Origin of the sequence: Shewanella sp. DC2-4 (genome assembly GCF_013248875.1) — a bacterium.
In the GTDB taxonomy this organism is placed as follows: domain Bacteria; phylum Pseudomonadota; class Gammaproteobacteria; order Enterobacterales; family Shewanellaceae; genus Shewanella; species Shewanella oncorhynchi.
In genome coordinates, this window is sequence record NZ_JABRVR010000002.1 from 2907996 (window position 1) to 2924426 (window position 16431).

Consider the following 16431-nt stretch of genomic DNA (forward strand, 5'->3'; position numbering starts at 1 on the left):
AAGAGTGATGGGGAATTCTGTTAGCTAAGACAAGCAATCAACTGCTGCTCAATCTCGTCCCAATTGACGTCGTCCATCGTAATCATTTCTAGCCTGGAATCTAAGGTGTCATCGAGTTCAACTACAGTAAACTCATGGTCAATCCAGTTAAATCCCGCAATTCCATCAGTAGTGATCATCACAGCCTTTAATCTAAGCAACACTTGCCCAACGTTGGATGACAGAGCTTGCCGCTGAATAAAATCCATTAATTTATCAAAATCAAACTCTTGGCTCGGTTCAAATACCCAGCCGCAGCTAAAACAACCTTCACCTTGATTCTGCTTTCGCACTATACCGCGATCATCAAAATCAAGTGCGGCTTCGATTGCACCTTCGGCAAAGAGGCTCAACTCACTCAAGCGAGAACCACCAGCACGAAACAAGCTTGGGGCAGTCGTCGGTAGACTACCCAGCTTTAGGCCCGCGCTAGCATGCCCATTTATATTGAGTGACACGCGCCTTGGTTGGTTAAGATAGTCCAGTAAAGCGCTAGGTAAAGGCTGTTGATTAGAGTGGCTCACTACAGGAATATCAGTACGTTCAATATGGCTTAAATAAGTCTGCAATTCATAGAGTAACTTAGTATTTTCAGCATCATACAAGTCAGACTTAGTTGCGATGATCACATCGGCCACTTGCAACTGTTGGATAAAATTTGCATGTTCGCGATAGCGAGGATCGTGGATCTTACGCGCGTCCACCAAACATAGGGTGCTACGCAGTGAAATCACATTCTGATAATGGGGCGCACTCAATACTTTAATGATTTCATTAGGATGCCCAAGCCCAGTCGGTTCAATCAATAAGCGGTCAGGTTTCGCTTTCGCAATCAACTGATTGATGGCCACTTGTGTCGGTACGCCTGCTGCGCAGCACATACAGCCACCCGCAACCTCACGAATTTGTATGCCGTTATCGGAGGAATTAAGTAACCCAGCATCAATGCCGACCTCACCAAATTCATTGACCAGCACTGCCCAAATTTCATCCGCGGGTTTAGTCGCCAACAATTGCTTAATCAGAGAGGTTTTACCTACACCTAAAAAACCTGTAATGATATTGGTGGGAATCGCTTTGATAATCATAAGGAAACTCGCTCGAATAAAAAGCTTGGCGCTCGAGTGTAGAAGTATTGGCTTTGAAGCTCAACAAAAAGCGCATCGGTGAGGATGCGCTTTTAGAATAGCGACAGGCTATGTAGCAAAATATGCAACTGACTATTCAACAGTCAAATCAACAAACTAGGTAACCTTTAGACGGCTAAGCTAATAGGCACTTTGCACTTATTAGCCTTGATTGTTGGGCTTAACTTATTTTGACTTAGCCTATTTTGACTTATTGGTGCGAGAGCCAAAACCTGACTTATTGCTCACCAAATTCGACTTAGGTTTAGTTGCATTAAACGGCTTACCTGAGCCAGAAGCTGGCTTAGCACGGCTAGAGGATTTATCGGCACTGGTTTTGCTATCCTGCGCTTTACCTTTAGCGTACTTACCCTGACGAGACTGACCAATAGTACGATCCTGCGGCGCCTTATGGCTCCACTTTCCAATCGGCTTAATCGGTGCCGCGGGCGCATCACGGTAACGGGCAGGCAAAGGCGTGCCTTCTTCATAACCCGGTTGTACCGACACGGGCAGTTTCTGCTCAATCAAGGCTTCAATTTCAGCGAGCATTTCATCGTCAGAAGGTGAAACAAACGAAATCGCGCGACCCGTTAATCCTGCTCGGCCAGTACGACCAATACGATGGATATAGTCTTCGGCGAGGAAAGGTAATTCAAGGTTGATCACCATAGGCAAGGCATGAATGTCTAAACCACGAGCGGCCACATCGGTCGCCACCAGCACCCGCAATTTACCGGCTTTAAACTCTTCCAACACCCGATTACGGGCGCCTTGTGTTTTATCGCCGTGGAATACACCAGCGGCTATGCCATCCAGCTTTAATTCTTGTAATAAATGCTCGGCGCTTTCTTTCGTGCTGGCAAACACCAGCACTTGGCGCCAATTATTACGGCCAACGAGCTCTGACAACAGCTCGGCTTTACGACGTTTATCAACGCGATAGACTTCCTGCACAACTGTGGATGCGGTAGTCGTGTCAGCAACATTCACCCACTGAGGTTCATTCAGCATTTTCTCGGCGAGTTGTTTGACAGCATCGCTATATGTGGCTGAAAACAACATGGTTTGATGCTGCGGCGCAATTAAGCGTTTCACTTTTTCAATGTCGCGCACAAAACCCATGTCTAACATGCGGTCGGCTTCGTCGATCACTAATGTGGTCACGCTCGACAAATCTAACTGGAATTGGCCAATAATGTCGAATAAACGACCAGGAGTTGCCACCAAAATATCAACGCCCTGCTCTACCCCTTTACGCTGGGGATTCATGTTAGCACCGCCGTAAACAGCCAAGGTTTTCAGTGGTAGGAACTGGCTGTATTTTTGGATATTTTCGCAGACTTGAATCGCAAGTTCGCGAGTTGGCGTCATCACCAACGCGCGTAAAATCGGTTTATCATTGCTGTCGCTTGTTAAAGACTCGGCCGCCAACTTTTCAAGTACAGGCAGAGCAAAGGAAGCCGTCTTACCTGTACCCGTTTGGGCGCAGGCCATAATGTCTTTGCCTTCAAAGGCAAGCGGGATCACTTTCTCTTGCACTTGAGTGAGTTGCTGATAGCCACACTCAGTTATCGCATTCAAAATAGGAGAAGATAAACCGAGTGTTTCAAATTTCATAGGGACTCTTTAGCTAAGTAGTAAAACTTTGATGCGAGGTGATACTCAATGCCCCAACGCGGGGCCGCGGAGTCTAGCAAAATCCGCGGCGTTTTTATAGGCAATTATCGCCACTAAGTTAATATCTCCTCAGACATGGGAGACTAAAAGCGGATCCTGTAAGTATTTTCGGCTAAATTCACCCGCAGGCACAGGTCTTGAGAACAAGTAACCTTGGCCGTAGTCACAGCCTGCAGCCAACAACACTTGGCACTGCGCATCGGTTTCGACACCTTCGGCAATCACCTTCATTCCCAACTTGTGGGCCATCACGATAATCGCCTCACAGAGAATTTGATCGTTTGAATCGGTATCAATATGGCGGGTAAAAGATTGATCAATTTTAAGATAATCGATATCAAACTTTTTCAAATAGGCAAGTGACGAATAGCCAGTACCAAAATCGTCCAGCGACACTTGCACACCCGCATCGCGGTAGGCCAGTAGTTTTTCGGTCACGCCCATACTGGCATCCAATAACAGGCCTTCGGTAATTTCAACGCACACGCCCGCGCCTGTAATATTAAGATCTTGCAATAACTTCAACCAATCATTGAGCAGCGTGCCTTCATCACGAAATTGGATTGGGGATTTATTGACGCTGATTTGGATTTCAACCCCTAATTCATGACGCCACGCCGCACTCTGGCGAGCGGCTTGCTCGAACACCCAATTGCCGATTTCAACAATCAAGCCAGTATCCTCCGCCACAGGAATAAACTCAGCAGGCGACACAGCACCACGCTCTGCATGATGCCAGCGGATCAAGGCTTCAGCCTTGGTCACTTCACCCGTTGCTAAGGCAACAATCGGCTGATAATGCAGTTCAAATTCTTTATTCACGACCGCTTGACGTAAGTCTTGGATCAAGCGCATGCGGTATTTGGCGTATTCCTGCATCGATGGAGTGAAATAGTTGAAGCGATTACGCCCTTGATCTTTCGCCGCATACATAGCCTGATCCGCATGCTTGAGAAGCCCTTCAATACTGGTCGAATCATCGGGATATAAAGTAATCCCAATACTGACGCTGATATAAGCGGTTTCTTCCCCTAACACATAGGGTTCGGCAATTCGTCGCAAAATATTCTCGGCGACGCGCTCAATCCCCTTATGGTCTTCCATCGAACTTAACACCACAGTAAATTCATCGCCGCCAAGACGCGCCACGACGTCGGCATCACGCACACAGGATTTCAAACGACTCGCGGTTTCTATCAGCAGTAAATCGCCCATGGCATGGCCTAAGGTGTCATTCACTTCTTTAAAGAAATCTAAGTCCAAGAACAATAAAGCAAAGTGGTTGCGATTGCGGTCGGCATTTTTCACTTCGCTGCTTAAATACTCCAACAACATGCGCCGATTGGGCAACCCCGTCAGCGTATCGTAGTTGGCTTGTTTCCAAATCAGATGCTCATTTTGCTTCTTATCGGTAATGTCTGAGAACAGGGCAACACGTCGATAGGGATGGCCTTCTTTGTCATTAATGGTATTGATGGTTAACCAGATGACATATTCTTCGCCATTTTTGCGCCGCTGCCACATTTCCCCCTGCCATTGGCCTTTCTCGCGGATATCATTATTCATTTTGGTGTAAAAATCGCGGCCATTGAGGTCACAATAAAGCAGCCGAATATGTTGGTCCCGCACTTCAAATTCGCGATAACCCGTCATCACACTAAAGGCGGCATTGACGGTAATAATCACGCCCTTTTCATCGAGGACACTCATGGCTTCAGAGCTGTTATCGTAAACCAGTGCCGACAACTTTAAGGATTCTTCGATAAGTTTTGCGTCGGTAATATCGGTATAGGTTCCACACATACGCAGAGCATTGTTGTTTGCATCTCTGCTCACGACTTTACCTGTATCAAGGATCCACCGCACCTTACGGTTTACGGTATTTAAGCGGTACTCCATCTTATGTTGCGCCGTTTCGCCACGAATATGGGCCTCAATCGAATGCAGCACTTTAGGCCTGTCTTCGGCGACTATCGCATCCATCCATTGGCGACTATTAGCGTTGAGCATATCAACATCGCAGCCAAGAATATCGGCGCTGCGGGCGTTACGTTCGATACGATCATTACGAATATCCCAATCCCACACCCCAAGATCGCTACTACTCAACACCAGTTCGAGTTGTTCACGGCTAGCGAGCACCTCTTGGTCAGCAATGGCCTGTGAGGTGATATCTAAATATCCAGCAATAACAAGCAACACGGCATTATTACCACCGCGCTTACAGGCGACTGTCATATGGGTGTAAACCACGCTGCCGTCTTTAACGATAAAACGTTTATCCATCTCGTAATTATCGATATCCCCCCGCAGCATAAGCTCAAATTTCAGGGCATCCGCTTCTAAATCATCGGGATGGGTAATTTGTGCCCACGTCATCCGTAGCAATTCAGCTTCTGAATACTTGAGCATTTGACATAACCGTGGATTCACCTTTATCCACTTTTGATCTATCCCCGTTATTGCAATACCAATATTGCCCGCGTTGAATTGGCTCCTAAAAAGAAAATCATCCTGCAGACGAATTTGTTCATCACGCTCTAATTCAAAACGTCGCGATAACAAGCGGCTCAATAGCCAAGTCGCAATCGGGAAAATGGTCAATACTGGGAGGGTCACTTTGGCGAGTAATGGCATTGCTATGCCATCGGGTAGAAATAAGAACCACAACAACATCACGATATGAACGGTATAGGCAAAGAGAAAAATTTCTCCACCTGAAATATTGGCTAACAGAGACTTACGATATTGACGCCAGATCACCCCGATTAAACCGGATGACACTATCACGCCGACGCCAATCCATATACCAGCGCCACCGATACTGATGCGATACAGCGCCGTCATCACGACAGCCACTAAGGTCGGTAAACCACCGAAAAATAGACCAGAAATACAGAGAATAACTGAACGGGTATCAAAGAAAACGCCAGGCAAATATACCCAAGGCGTACTCATAATAGTGATACCAATACCACCGATGAGCATCCCAATAATGATGCGCCACAGTAAAAAATACTGCCGCTGATGCTTTTTAGGAATCACGTCGTACAAAAAGACCAACGCCAGCAATAAAGCCGCATTTTGTACTAACGGAAAGAGAATACCTTTATCCATAACTCAGAGAGCGACTCCAAAAATGAGGGGGCTTGATACCATTTTAACATTCCCCCACAAGTGTAGCAGAATCACTTAGAAATCATGCGTTAATTCCCTTTGCCGCATCACACTTTGGACTTACCACATTACATTTTGCAATAGAGTTGTTGACGATATTGCTCTGCAATAGAATGCCAGTCAAAACGCTGTGCCATGGCCGCAGCACGCACTTGTGGCCATGTTTTCCCCTCGAAACAAGCAATGGCTTGCGTCAACCTTTGCAGAAACGCTTCGGCCTGCTCATTTAAGCTATTGCCGTTAAAAGCAAAACCATTAACGCCATCCTCAACGGTATCCTTTAAACCGCCTACACTATGCACTAAACATGGCTGTCCCGCGCGCATGGCCAACATTTGACTGATGCCACAGGGCTCAAAGGAACTTGGCATCAAAAACAGATCGCCATACTGATACAGCGCTTCGGATAACGCCTCGTTGTATCCCTGCAAAAATAATAGGTTATCGTATTTAGCCCCTAACGCTTGGAAAGACTTAGCAATCGATGCATCGCCACTGCCGAGTAAAATCAGCAGCGCCGTCGGTTTTGTTTGCTTCAATGCTTTAAGTAAGGTCTCAAGCACAGATAAACCCGAGGGCAATTGATGGCGCAGCAGTAAGACTTTTTGATCGGTCAAACGGCCCACCGAAGTCAATAACAGACTCGGTACTTGCTCCGCCATCGCTTGACGCCAATGGGCTTGGGTGCGGGCAAAAGCAATCATGTCCACGCCACTCACTTGCGTTTGATGCCCCTGCCATTGCACTAACGCAGTTTCAACCGCACTCAGCAGTTGCTTGAACTCGGGTACTTGAATACGCGCCTTTGGCTTAGGGTTTACATCGGTTGCGGCTGAGTACACACAGCCATTTAAAATCCCCACCACTTTGCCGTCATTGGCCTTGGCCTGTAAGTCTTGCTCTAACCCTTCACCACCAAAAAATCCCGCTTCGGGTCTGGAGGGCTGCAACACTTCCTTGGCATAACTGGGTGAGACTAAATGCACTTTGTCGCTCAGCACTATGCCCATGCGCATAGGGTTAACACAGTAAGGATAACGGGGATCAGTAATTAACTGTTTTTGCCCCTGCGTCAAAGTGGCAAACAGCTCGGGAAACCAAGCCGCAAAGGAGGATGAGTCTTGGCTTAAGGGACGTATCCCCTGCAGCGCAAGATTGTGGATAGAGAACACACACTCAATTTTTTTGAGAACACTGAACTCAGGCACGAATGCTCTTAACATGGCTAAGCAGCCCGCATGCCAGTCATGTAAATGCAGCACAGTCGGCATAGGCACTCGGCCAGTAACTAATGCTGTCGCGACGCTCGCGCAAAGGAAAGCAAACTTAGTCGCATCGTCGGCGAAAGGACGCTCGGCACTGCCTTGGCTATAAATCTGCCCAGGTACGGATTGCCATAATGCATGTTCGAGCAAATAAATCATCGCCTCTGGCACATGGGGATGGGGCATGGAAAACAAATGCACCCGCTCCAATCGACCACCAAAGGCCACAGTTAACTCACCCAGATCTTGGGGTTGATTCGCTACCGCAGTCAAAAAGCCATAGCTTGGCATGATCACATCGGCGCACAAATCAACACCCGCCAGAGCGGCGGGTAAATCACGGATCACATCCGCCATACCGCCAACCTTGGCGCCCGCAAGGACACCGTTTTCAGCCGCGACCATTAAAATGCGTTGTTTCAATTAATTGGATACTCCCGCTACTTCATTTCAGCGACTTGTTGAGCTGCCTAAACCTAAGCGCTAAATCTAAGAGCTTAATCTTGCACTTAGCTTAATGCCCGTACTTAAAGCTTGTGCTTAAGCCCGTTTCTAAGCCGTTTGTACTCGTTATGCTTCTCGACTCAAAGGATGAATTGCAACCGCTATTCATAACCCACAGGTAAACCTAGCATGTCACGGGTCACTAAGGTGACGCCTTTTTCCGACACCCTAAAGCCTTTAGCTCTGTCGTGATCATGGTTATAACCTATCACCATGCCTTCGGGAATAATGCAGCCACGGTCAAGTATCGCATTCTTGATTTTGCAATGGCGCAGCACGACTACATCGGGTAGCACTACCGAATCTTCAACCAACGAATAAGAACAAACGCGTACCTCGTTAAACAATACGCTACGGCGCACTGTCGCCCCCGAAATAATACAACCGCCCGAAACAATCGAGTCCAGCGCCATACCGCGTCTGTCATCGTCATCAAACACAAATTTAGCGGGTGGTAATTGTTCTTGGAAAGTCCAAATTGGCCATTTCGCATCGTACAAATTCAGTGCTGGCGTAGGCGATAACAGTTCCATATTCGCTTGCCAGAAAGAGTCTAGCGTACCCACATCGCGCCAATAGGCTTGCTCGTTCGGGAAAGCGCTCTTAAAGGGATAGGCGAACACATTATGTTTTTCGATGATTGCAGGAATAATATCCTTACCAAAATCGCGATCTGAGCTTTCATTTAAGGCATCTTTCTTGAGCTGGTCAAACAAAAACTCTGTGTTAAACACATAGTTGCCCATAGATGCTAAACACATTTCAGGATTACCCGGAGAATGCTTAGGTTGCAGCGGCTTTTCTTCAAAGCCTAAAATGCGCATCTCTTCATCGACTTCCATCACCCCAAACGAACCCGCCGCTTCGGCGATAGGCACTTCAAGGCAAGAGACTGTCATATCTGCACCCGACTCGGCATGGGCGGCTAATAACCCAGCATAATCCATGCGATACACGTGATCGCCAGACAACACCATCACGTATTTAGGCAGCTCGTGGCGAATGATATCGATATTTTGAAATACCGCATCGGCCGTGCCTTGGTACCAGTTTTCCGAATAGCGTTGTGAAGCGGGTAAAATCTCCACCGACTCGCCGAGCTCCTTCTTAAAATGGCCCCAACCGCGCATCACATGGCGGATCAAGGAATGCGACTTGTACTGTGTGACCACACCCACGCGGCGAATACCTGAGTTGATGCAGTTAGACAGCGGGAAATCGATAATACGAAACTTACCACCGAAATACAGTGCAGGTTTAGCACGCCAATCCGTGAGTTCATGCAAGCGAGACCCGCGCCCACCAGCTAAAATCAACGCATAGGTTTCACGAGTTAAATTACTGATATAACGAACATTAGACATAGGCTCTTACTCCGAAATCGGCAAACTGATTGCCCATAAATGGCTTATCGATACGGCAGACACTGCCGTACTCCCCTGAGTATTTCTCACTTGCATTCCCCATTCCTTCCATTGATTGCTGCATTCCTTTCAAACACTTAACGCTTATACTCATCCGCTATAACAAGAGACTTATAACCCAGAGCCCAGCCCTTACAGTTTCCAAATTTCATCGCGATAACCCGCGATCGTCACATCACTCGAAAAACGTCCACTGGCGGCGGTATTGCGAATACTCATCTGCGTCCACACCTGCGGATCTTTATAGGCCCGCGCCACGGCTTCTTGCACGACTCGGTAACTGTCAAAGTCGGCGGCCGTCATCCATTGATCGTCGCTGCTTTCGATGGCGGCAATAATGGGATCGAAAATCCCCGGCTCAAGCAGATTGAAGTGACCACTTTTGAGTAACTTCATCACCTCAGATAACGCCGGTGAATCGTCAATAATGCTGCGCGGATGATAATGGTTACGTACCTGCGAGACCTGCTCCGCATTGAGTCCAAACAGGAAGAAGTTCTCAGAGCCCACTTCCTCTAACATCTCGATATTGGCGCCATCCATAGTGCCGATTGTCAGGGCGCCGTTCATCATGAACTTCATATTGCCCGTGCCCGATGCCTCTTTGCCCGCGGTTGAAATTTGCTCGGACAAATCAGTCCCCGGACAGATTTTTTCCATGGCGCTGACGTTGTAGTTTGGTAAGAAAGCAAAGCGTAGGTAAGGCGTCACCATAGGATCGGAATTGACCATATGAGCAACATTGCTGGCGAGCTTGATGATCAACTTAGCCATAAAGTAACCGGGCGCCGCTTTACCGCCGATCAATACACAACGTGGCACCATGTTTTCGGTGTGGCCTTGCTGGATCTGGTGATAGAGATGGATCACATGCAAGATATTGAGTAACTGACGTTTATATTCGTGAATACGCTTCACTTGCACGTCAAACAGCATAGCCGGATCGAACTCAACCCCACATTCCTTAACAATCATCTTAGCCAGCAAAGCCTTGTTGGCTTGCTTCACATCACGCCATTTTTGGATAAACGCATTGTCCTGTGTGAGAGCATTGAGCGCCGTTAACTGGCTTAAGTCTGTCACCCATTCTTGACCTAAATGGGCGGTCAGTAACTTAGCTAAGGCAGGGTTACAATGGGCAAGCCAACGTCTTGGCGTCACACCATTAGTGCGGTTATTAAACTTATGCGGCCACAACTCATAGAAATCCTTAAACAACCCAGATTTGAGTAGTTGCGTATGTAAACCCGCGACACCGTTGACCGAGAAACTCGCCACAATCGCCAAATACGCCATACGTACATAGGGATGTGGGCCATCTTGAATAATTGACATACTCGCCAATTTCTCACTATTTCCTGGCCAATGGTGGGCGACAATATCTAAGTAACGGGCGTTGATTTCATAAATGATTTCTAAGATGCGTGGCAACATTTGCGCCATCATACGCACGGGCCAACGCTCTAGTGCTTCAGGCAACAGGGTATGGTTAGTGTAAGCCATGGTCTGGCTGGTAATCGCCCACGCACTGTCCCATTCCAAACCGTATTCGTCGATCAATAATCGCATCAACTCAGGCACGGCAATGCTAGGGTGAGTGTCATTCAACTGCATGACATTTTTAGCGGCAAACTGCGTAAAATCATGACCATGACGACTCACCCAACGTTTGAGTAAATCCTGCAAGCTAGAGGAGGATAAAAAGTATTGCTGACGTAATCGCAGCTCTTTGCCGTTCTCGCTCGCATCATTTGGGTAGAGCACCATAGTGATCTGCTCGGCCAAGTTTTTACGGGCCACGGCTTCCGTGTAGTCGCCTTGGTTAAACTCAGCTAAATCAAAATCATCGGTCGCTTCAGCCTTCCACAATCTCAGGGTATTCACCCGTCCATTGCGATAACCAGGAACTGGCATGTCATAGGCGACGGCGAGCACATCTTGGGTTTCAACCCAAATAATGTGCCTACGGCCTTGTTTATCGACATAGGATTCGGTATGACCAAAAAATGGCACTATTACGTTGTGGGTAGGGACACGCACTTCCCACGGATTACCTTCGCGCAACCAACGGTCAGGGCGTTCAACTTGGTAACCGTCGACTATCTTCTGGGCGAACATGCCATATTCGTAACGTATGCCATAGCCTGTCACTGATAAGTCCATGCTGGCGCAGCTATCGAGGAAACACGCGGCTAATCGACCTAGGCCGCCGTTGCCTAAACCGGCATCATGTTCGGCCTCTTCTAACTCTTCTAACGATACCGCATAGTTGCTCAAGGCATCACGGCTATCTTGTTGCAAATCTAAACTCAGTAGTGCATTACCTAGTGCACGGCCCATCAAAAATTCAAGGGATAAATACGCCACTTGCTTGCGCTTAAAATGGCTGTCATCCACTCGAGTCTGACGCCAATTATCTAGCATCTGTTCTTTCACGCTGTAAGCTAACGCTTGAAATAATTCGCAGCTCACGCCTTCGCCACGGCTGAGTCCATAACGTAAATGGCGCTCAAAGGAAGCGGGCAAAGCATCGCAGGGTTCACAAGGCTCAGCGGCTTTAGACTTAGTCTGACGCTTAGCGGGCGCCTTCTTGCTCGCTGCTTTTGACTGAGCTAGTGTTACTGGTTTTTCGCTGGTATTGGGGCTCAGCTCGCTTTTGTCACTCATAGTTAATTCCTTCATTTCCTATAAAATCAGCATGAAAAAGCATGAGACTACGATCTTGCAGTAAGTATCGCGTCGCAGAGATCTGAACATCCAGCGGCTCAGTTTGGGTATGAATAAGGCATTGCCACGGACTCAAGTGCTCGAAAGTCGGCAGGGTAAAAGCGAGAGGATTGTCGTCGGCATTAACCATCAACAGCAAAGCTTGCTGCTTGCCTTGATCTTCTAAATCACCGGAAAGCACCACAGACAAACTGCGGCACATAGATTCGGTCCACAAGCTCTTGGTCATTTGTTCACCTTGGCGACTAAACCAATCTAATCGAGTACCAATATCGGCTAAGGATTCAGCCAATAACTGTTCGTGAATGAAGCGCTTAGCACATAACAGCGGGAAACGTTTCCGCAGGGCAATAAGCTGTTGAGTAAAGGCCAACAGCTCAGTGTCCATGCCCTTTGCCGACCAATCAAACCAGTTCAGTTCATTGTCTTGGCAATAGGCATTATTGTTGCCTTGCTGAGTGCGGCCTGTCTCATCACCGCTCAACAACATAGGCACACCTTGAGATAAAAATAGCGTAGTCAATAAGTTACGTTGTTGACGACTGCGAAGTTCTAGAATTGAGCTATCTTCGGTTTCCCCTTCAATCCCATAATGATGGCTGAAGTTTTCTTGGTGACCATCGCGGTTATCCTCCCCATTTGCCAAGTTATGGCGCTGGGTATAACTCACTAAGTCTTTAAGGGTAAAACCGTCGTGACTGGTTAAAAAATTAAGACTGGTCGCAGGTGGACGGCCACTGTGCTCAAAAAAATCCCCCGAGCCGTGAAAACGCCGAGCAAATTCGGGCAACATGCTGTGATCGCCGCGCCAAAAGCGGCGCATAGTGTCTCTATATCTGTCGTTCCATTCACTAAAAGCCACGGGGAAATTGCCCAATTGATAACCGCCAGGGCCAATATCCCAAGGCTCAGCAATTAATTTCACTCGGCACAAAACAGGGTCTTGCAACAGCGCATCGAAGAAACCTGAGCCGGGATCAAAACCATAGGCTTCGCGACCTAAGCAAGCCGCCAAGTCGAAGCGAAACCCATCGACGCCCATGATTTCTACCCAATAACGCAGCGAATCTAGTACGAGCTGTAACATACGTGGATGATTGATATTTAAGGTGTTTCCGCAACCCGTATCATTAATATAAAAACGCTTATCATTCGGATGCAGACGGTAATAACTGAGATTATCTATGCCACGAAAACTAAAGGTCGGCCCAAGTCGACTCCCCTCGGCGCTGTGGTTATAGACCACATCGAGGATCACTTCGATACCTGCGCCGTGAAGTGCATCCACCATGGCCCGAAACTCACCAATGTTGTCGGATGATAGATAACTCGGCTCAGGGGCAAAAAAACCGATACTGTTGTAACCCCAATAGTTAGTGAGCTTTTTCTCGAGCAAAAATGGCTCAGTGAAAAAGGCCTGTACAGGAAGTAACTCGACACACGTCACCCCAAGTTCGGCCAAATAATCGATAGCCGGCTGAGTCGCTAAGCCCGCAAAGGTGGCACGTTTATGGGGTTCAATCTCAGGATGCACCGCCGTAAAGCCTTTAACATGCATCTCATAAATGATACTGCGCTCTAGAGGTTTGGGCTGAAACCTCGTCGCAAGGGGCTGAATCGACTGCTTGGCAGCTATCTCGATTAATGGACGAATGTCCACGACCTTGCATTTTGGCACATAGGCAGCGTTATCTAACTTGCTGAAAGATAAGTCTTCATCCATGTGGTTCAGCTCGTAACCATAGTTAGACTCATGGTCGCAATATTCACCGACGAGCTGGCGCGCATAGGGGTCGAGCAATAATTTATTGGGGTTAAATCTGTGACCAAGCTGAGGCTCATAGGAGCCATAAACGCGATAACCGTAGAGTTGCCCCGCCTTAAGCCCTTGCACAAACACATGCCAGATTTGCTGGGTTTGTTCAGTTAACGCAATACGCGCGACTTCTTGCTCGCCATTGTCATCAAATAAACATAACTCAACCGCTGTGGCGTTAGCTGAAAATAACGCAAAATTGACGCCATCGCCCTCAACATTAGCACCGAGCGGAAAAGGCTCACCTACCCCTAACGCCCATTTTTCGCTTTGAAATGGGTGTTTTTTAGCGTCAGGGTTGAGCTTAATATCATCAGCCGTGGGCTTTTGCATGCTAGTTCGCCTCAGCCAATCCGGTTAACGCAGGCCCTATCACTAGGCAACCCAAGGGTGGCACAGTGATCAGCGCGCTCTGCGCCATTCCTTGCCACGACAGCGGCTCAGCAACCACAGTGCCCGCATTACCTTGATTACTGCCACCATAAATCTGGCTATCGCTATTAAGATATTCGCGGTAATCCCCCGCCAAAGGCAAACCAATACGGAACCCAGTGTGCAATTGAGGCGTCATGTTGATGACAAACACTAACGGCGCATCACCTGCTAAACCGTAACGCACAAAGGTAAAGATGCTGTCGCGGCTATTCTCACAATCTAGCCAACTAAATCCTGCGCCCTCGTAATCCTGAACCGATAAGGCTGGCATTTTTTGATATAAGTGATTGAGATCTTTAAGCCAACGCTGGACGCCTTGGTGCGGCTCGTAAGCCAATAAGTGCCAATCTAAACTCTGGTTATGGTTCCACTCATTTCGCTGACCAAACTCGCAGCCCATAAAGAGTAATTTCTTACCTGGATGCCCCCACATAAAACCATAATAAGCACGCAGAGTTGCAAATTTCTGCCAATCATCACCGGGAATTTTATGCAGCAACGAGCCCTTGCCGTGGACCACTTCATCGTGACTCACGGACAACATAAATTGCTCGGTATAGGCGTACATTAAACTGAAGGTCAATTGATGATGGTGGAATTGGCGGTAAAGCGGATCACGGCCTAAGTAGCTTAAGCTGTCGTTCATCCAGCCCATATTCCATTTAAAGCCAAAGCCGAGACCTTGCTGATCCGTCGGCTTAGTCACCCCCGCAAAAGCGGTGGACTCTTCGGCAATCATGCAAATGCCGGGGAAAGCTTGGTACAAGCGTTGATTCAAAATTTGTAAGAAACTGATGGCCTCGAGATTCTCCCGTCCACCATAGGCATTAGGCAGCCATTGGCCCGGCTCGCGGCTGTAATCGAGATACAACATAGAAGACACGGCATCGAGACGCAGGCCATCAAAGTGAAATTCCCGCAGCCAGTAACAGGCATTACTCAACAAGAAACTGCGCACTTCACCGCGATCATAGTTATAAATTAAGGTATCCCAATCGGGATGTGTGCCCTTGCGAGGATCTTCATGCTCATACAGACATGTGCCATCGAAACGCACTAAGCCGTGGGGATCCTTAGGGAAATGCGCCGACACCCAATCGAGGATAATACCAAGCCCCGCCTGATGGCAGGCATCCACAAAGGCCTTTAACCCATTGGCATCGCCAAATCTGTGGGTCGGCGCATAGAGACCCACAGGCTGATATCCCCACGAACCATCAAAGGGAAACTCGCTGATCGGCATCAGTTCGATGTGGGTAAAGCCTTGCTCCTTCACATAGGGAATAAGCTGTTCAATCAAGTCTTGATAATCAAGATATTGCTCGCCTTGCTCTCCCTTACGACGCCACGAACCTAAGTGCACTTCGTAGGCCGACATGGGCGCTTTATGCCAAGCAGTCGCCGCTCGCTTACTCATCCAAGCGGTATCATTCCAGCTATGGTGAGCTTTTTGGGGCACGATAGAAGCATTGTGGGGCGCGCATTCCATTTGGGTTGCCATAGGATCGGATTTAGTATGGCGCTCACCATTTTGATAAACCAAATCAAACTTATAGTGTGCACCTTCAGCCACATTGGGTAAAAATAGCTCCCATAAACCATTGGCAATATGTTGGCGCATCACATGGCGAGTATCGTCCCAATGGTTAAAATCTCCCACCACTGAAACCCGCTTAGCATTGGGTGCCCACACACAAAAATGCACACCTTCGACGCCTTGGGTTTGACGCCAGTTGGCCCCCAAAAATTCATAGGCGCGCTCGGCGCTGCCTTCACCAAACAGGTAAATATCGTCACTATTGAGCAGGGAATCAAACTGATAAGGGTCGACTATATCTAACTGACACAGGGGATATTCCACCCGTAGCAAGTAGAGAAACGGCTTGACGCGTCGTCCCAGAGTGCCGGCGAACAGTCCCTGCTCGTTGACTTTGTCCAGACTCGCTACTTTGCGGCCATCTTTAATGCTGATCACATCTACACTGAGGGCATTGCGTAAAAAACAACGAACAATTAATGCCTTACCCTCGTTGGCACTGTGCATACCCAAGAGCGAAAAAACATCAGTGTATTGACCATTAAGTAGGGCGACGTCGGCACCATCGTAGAAATAGGCATTGGCTTGAGTCATCATTTTTCTTCCGTTTATCAGTCAATTAAACTTGCAAATTGGCACTCTTTACCCACATCCCCCCTAATAATCTCATCTTTAGGGATGGCATAATGTGGTGCGACTT

General features: G+C 47.9%; 9 protein-coding genes. All 9 read right to left on the reverse strand.

Features of this window, described 5'->3' with window-relative positions:
- Positions 1 to 20 precede the first annotated feature (20 nt).
- The 9 genes from HQQ92_RS13470 to glgB all read right to left on the reverse strand — a co-directional run bounded on the left by HQQ92_RS13470 (position 21) and on the right by glgB (position 16328).
- Positions 21 to 1127, reverse strand: coding sequence for a GTP-binding protein (locus HQQ92_RS13470; RefSeq protein WP_173246005.1), 1107 nt, complete (start codon positions 1125 to 1127; stop codon positions 21 to 23).
- Positions 1128 to 1367: 240 nt separating this feature from the next.
- A complete protein-coding gene (locus HQQ92_RS13475; RefSeq protein WP_131522993.1) occupies positions 1368 to 2786 on the reverse strand; it encodes a DEAD/DEAH box helicase in 1419 nt (472 codons plus the stop codon).
- Between the two features lie 129 nt (positions 2787 to 2915).
- Positions 2916 to 5963: an EAL domain-containing protein gene (locus HQQ92_RS13480; protein WP_105249783.1), complete on the reverse strand. Its 3048-nt coding sequence runs from the start codon at positions 5961 to 5963 to the stop codon at positions 2916 to 2918.
- A 128-nt stretch (positions 5964 to 6091) separates the two neighbouring features.
- Positions 6092 to 7711 (reverse strand): glycogen synthase, encoded by a 1620-nt coding sequence (locus HQQ92_RS13485; RefSeq protein ID WP_173246007.1) that lies wholly within the window; start codon positions 7709 to 7711, stop codon positions 6092 to 6094.
- Positions 7712 to 7893: 182 nt separating this feature from the next.
- Entirely contained in the window at positions 7894 to 9156 is a 1263-nt protein-coding gene (gene glgC / locus HQQ92_RS13490; RefSeq protein WP_006085131.1) for a glucose-1-phosphate adenylyltransferase, read from the reverse strand.
- Complete coding sequence (locus HQQ92_RS23875; protein WP_263145093.1) at positions 9149 to 9280, reverse strand: hypothetical protein; 132 nt, start codon at positions 9278 to 9280, stop codon at positions 9149 to 9151. Before HQQ92_RS23875 ends, glgC begins: the two co-directional genes overlap by 8 nt.
- Before the next feature lie 68 nt (positions 9281 to 9348).
- Positions 9349 to 11883: a glycogen/starch/alpha-glucan phosphorylase gene (locus HQQ92_RS13495; protein ID WP_173246009.1), complete on the reverse strand. Its 2535-nt coding sequence runs from the start codon at positions 11881 to 11883 to the stop codon at positions 9349 to 9351.
- Positions 11876 to 14092, reverse strand: coding sequence for a glycogen debranching protein GlgX (gene glgX / locus HQQ92_RS13500; RefSeq protein ID WP_173246012.1), 2217 nt, complete (start codon positions 14090 to 14092; stop codon positions 11876 to 11878). The genes HQQ92_RS13495 and glgX overlap by 8 nt, the downstream gene beginning before the upstream one ends.
- 1 nt (position 14093) lies before the next feature.
- Positions 14094 to 16328 (reverse strand): 1,4-alpha-glucan branching protein GlgB, encoded by a 2235-nt coding sequence (gene glgB / locus HQQ92_RS13505; protein WP_173246015.1) that lies wholly within the window; start codon positions 16326 to 16328, stop codon positions 14094 to 14096.
- Positions 16329 to 16431 lie beyond the last annotated feature (103 nt).

Excerpts from the sequence above, each read along its gene's own strand:
- HQQ92_RS13470 (WP_173246005.1), bottom strand. The coding sequence starts at position 1,127 with ATGATTATCAAAGCGATTCCCACCAATATCATTACAGGTTTTTTAGGT.
- HQQ92_RS13475 (WP_131522993.1), bottom strand. The coding sequence starts at position 2,786 with ATGAAATTTGAAACACTCGGTTTATCTTCTCCTATTTTGAATGCGATA.
- HQQ92_RS13480 (WP_105249783.1), bottom strand. The coding sequence starts at position 5,963 with ATGGATAAAGGTATTCTCTTTCCGTTAGTACAAAATGCGGCTTTATTG.
- glgC (WP_006085131.1), bottom strand. The coding sequence starts at position 9,156 with ATGTCTAATGTTCGTTATATCAGTAATTTAACTCGTGAAACCTATGCG.
- HQQ92_RS23875 (WP_263145093.1), bottom strand. The coding sequence starts at position 9,280 with ATGCAGCAATCAATGGAAGGAATGGGGAATGCAAGTGAGAAATACTCA.
- HQQ92_RS13495 (WP_173246009.1), bottom strand. The coding sequence starts at position 11,883 with ATGAGTGACAAAAGCGAGCTGAGCCCCAATACCAGCGAAAAACCAGTA.
- glgX (WP_173246012.1), bottom strand. The coding sequence starts at position 14,092 with ATGCAAAAGCCCACGGCTGATGATATTAAGCTCAACCCTGACGCTAAA.
- glgB (WP_173246015.1), bottom strand. The coding sequence starts at position 16,328 with ATGATGACTCAAGCCAATGCCTATTTCTACGATGGTGCCGACGTCGCC.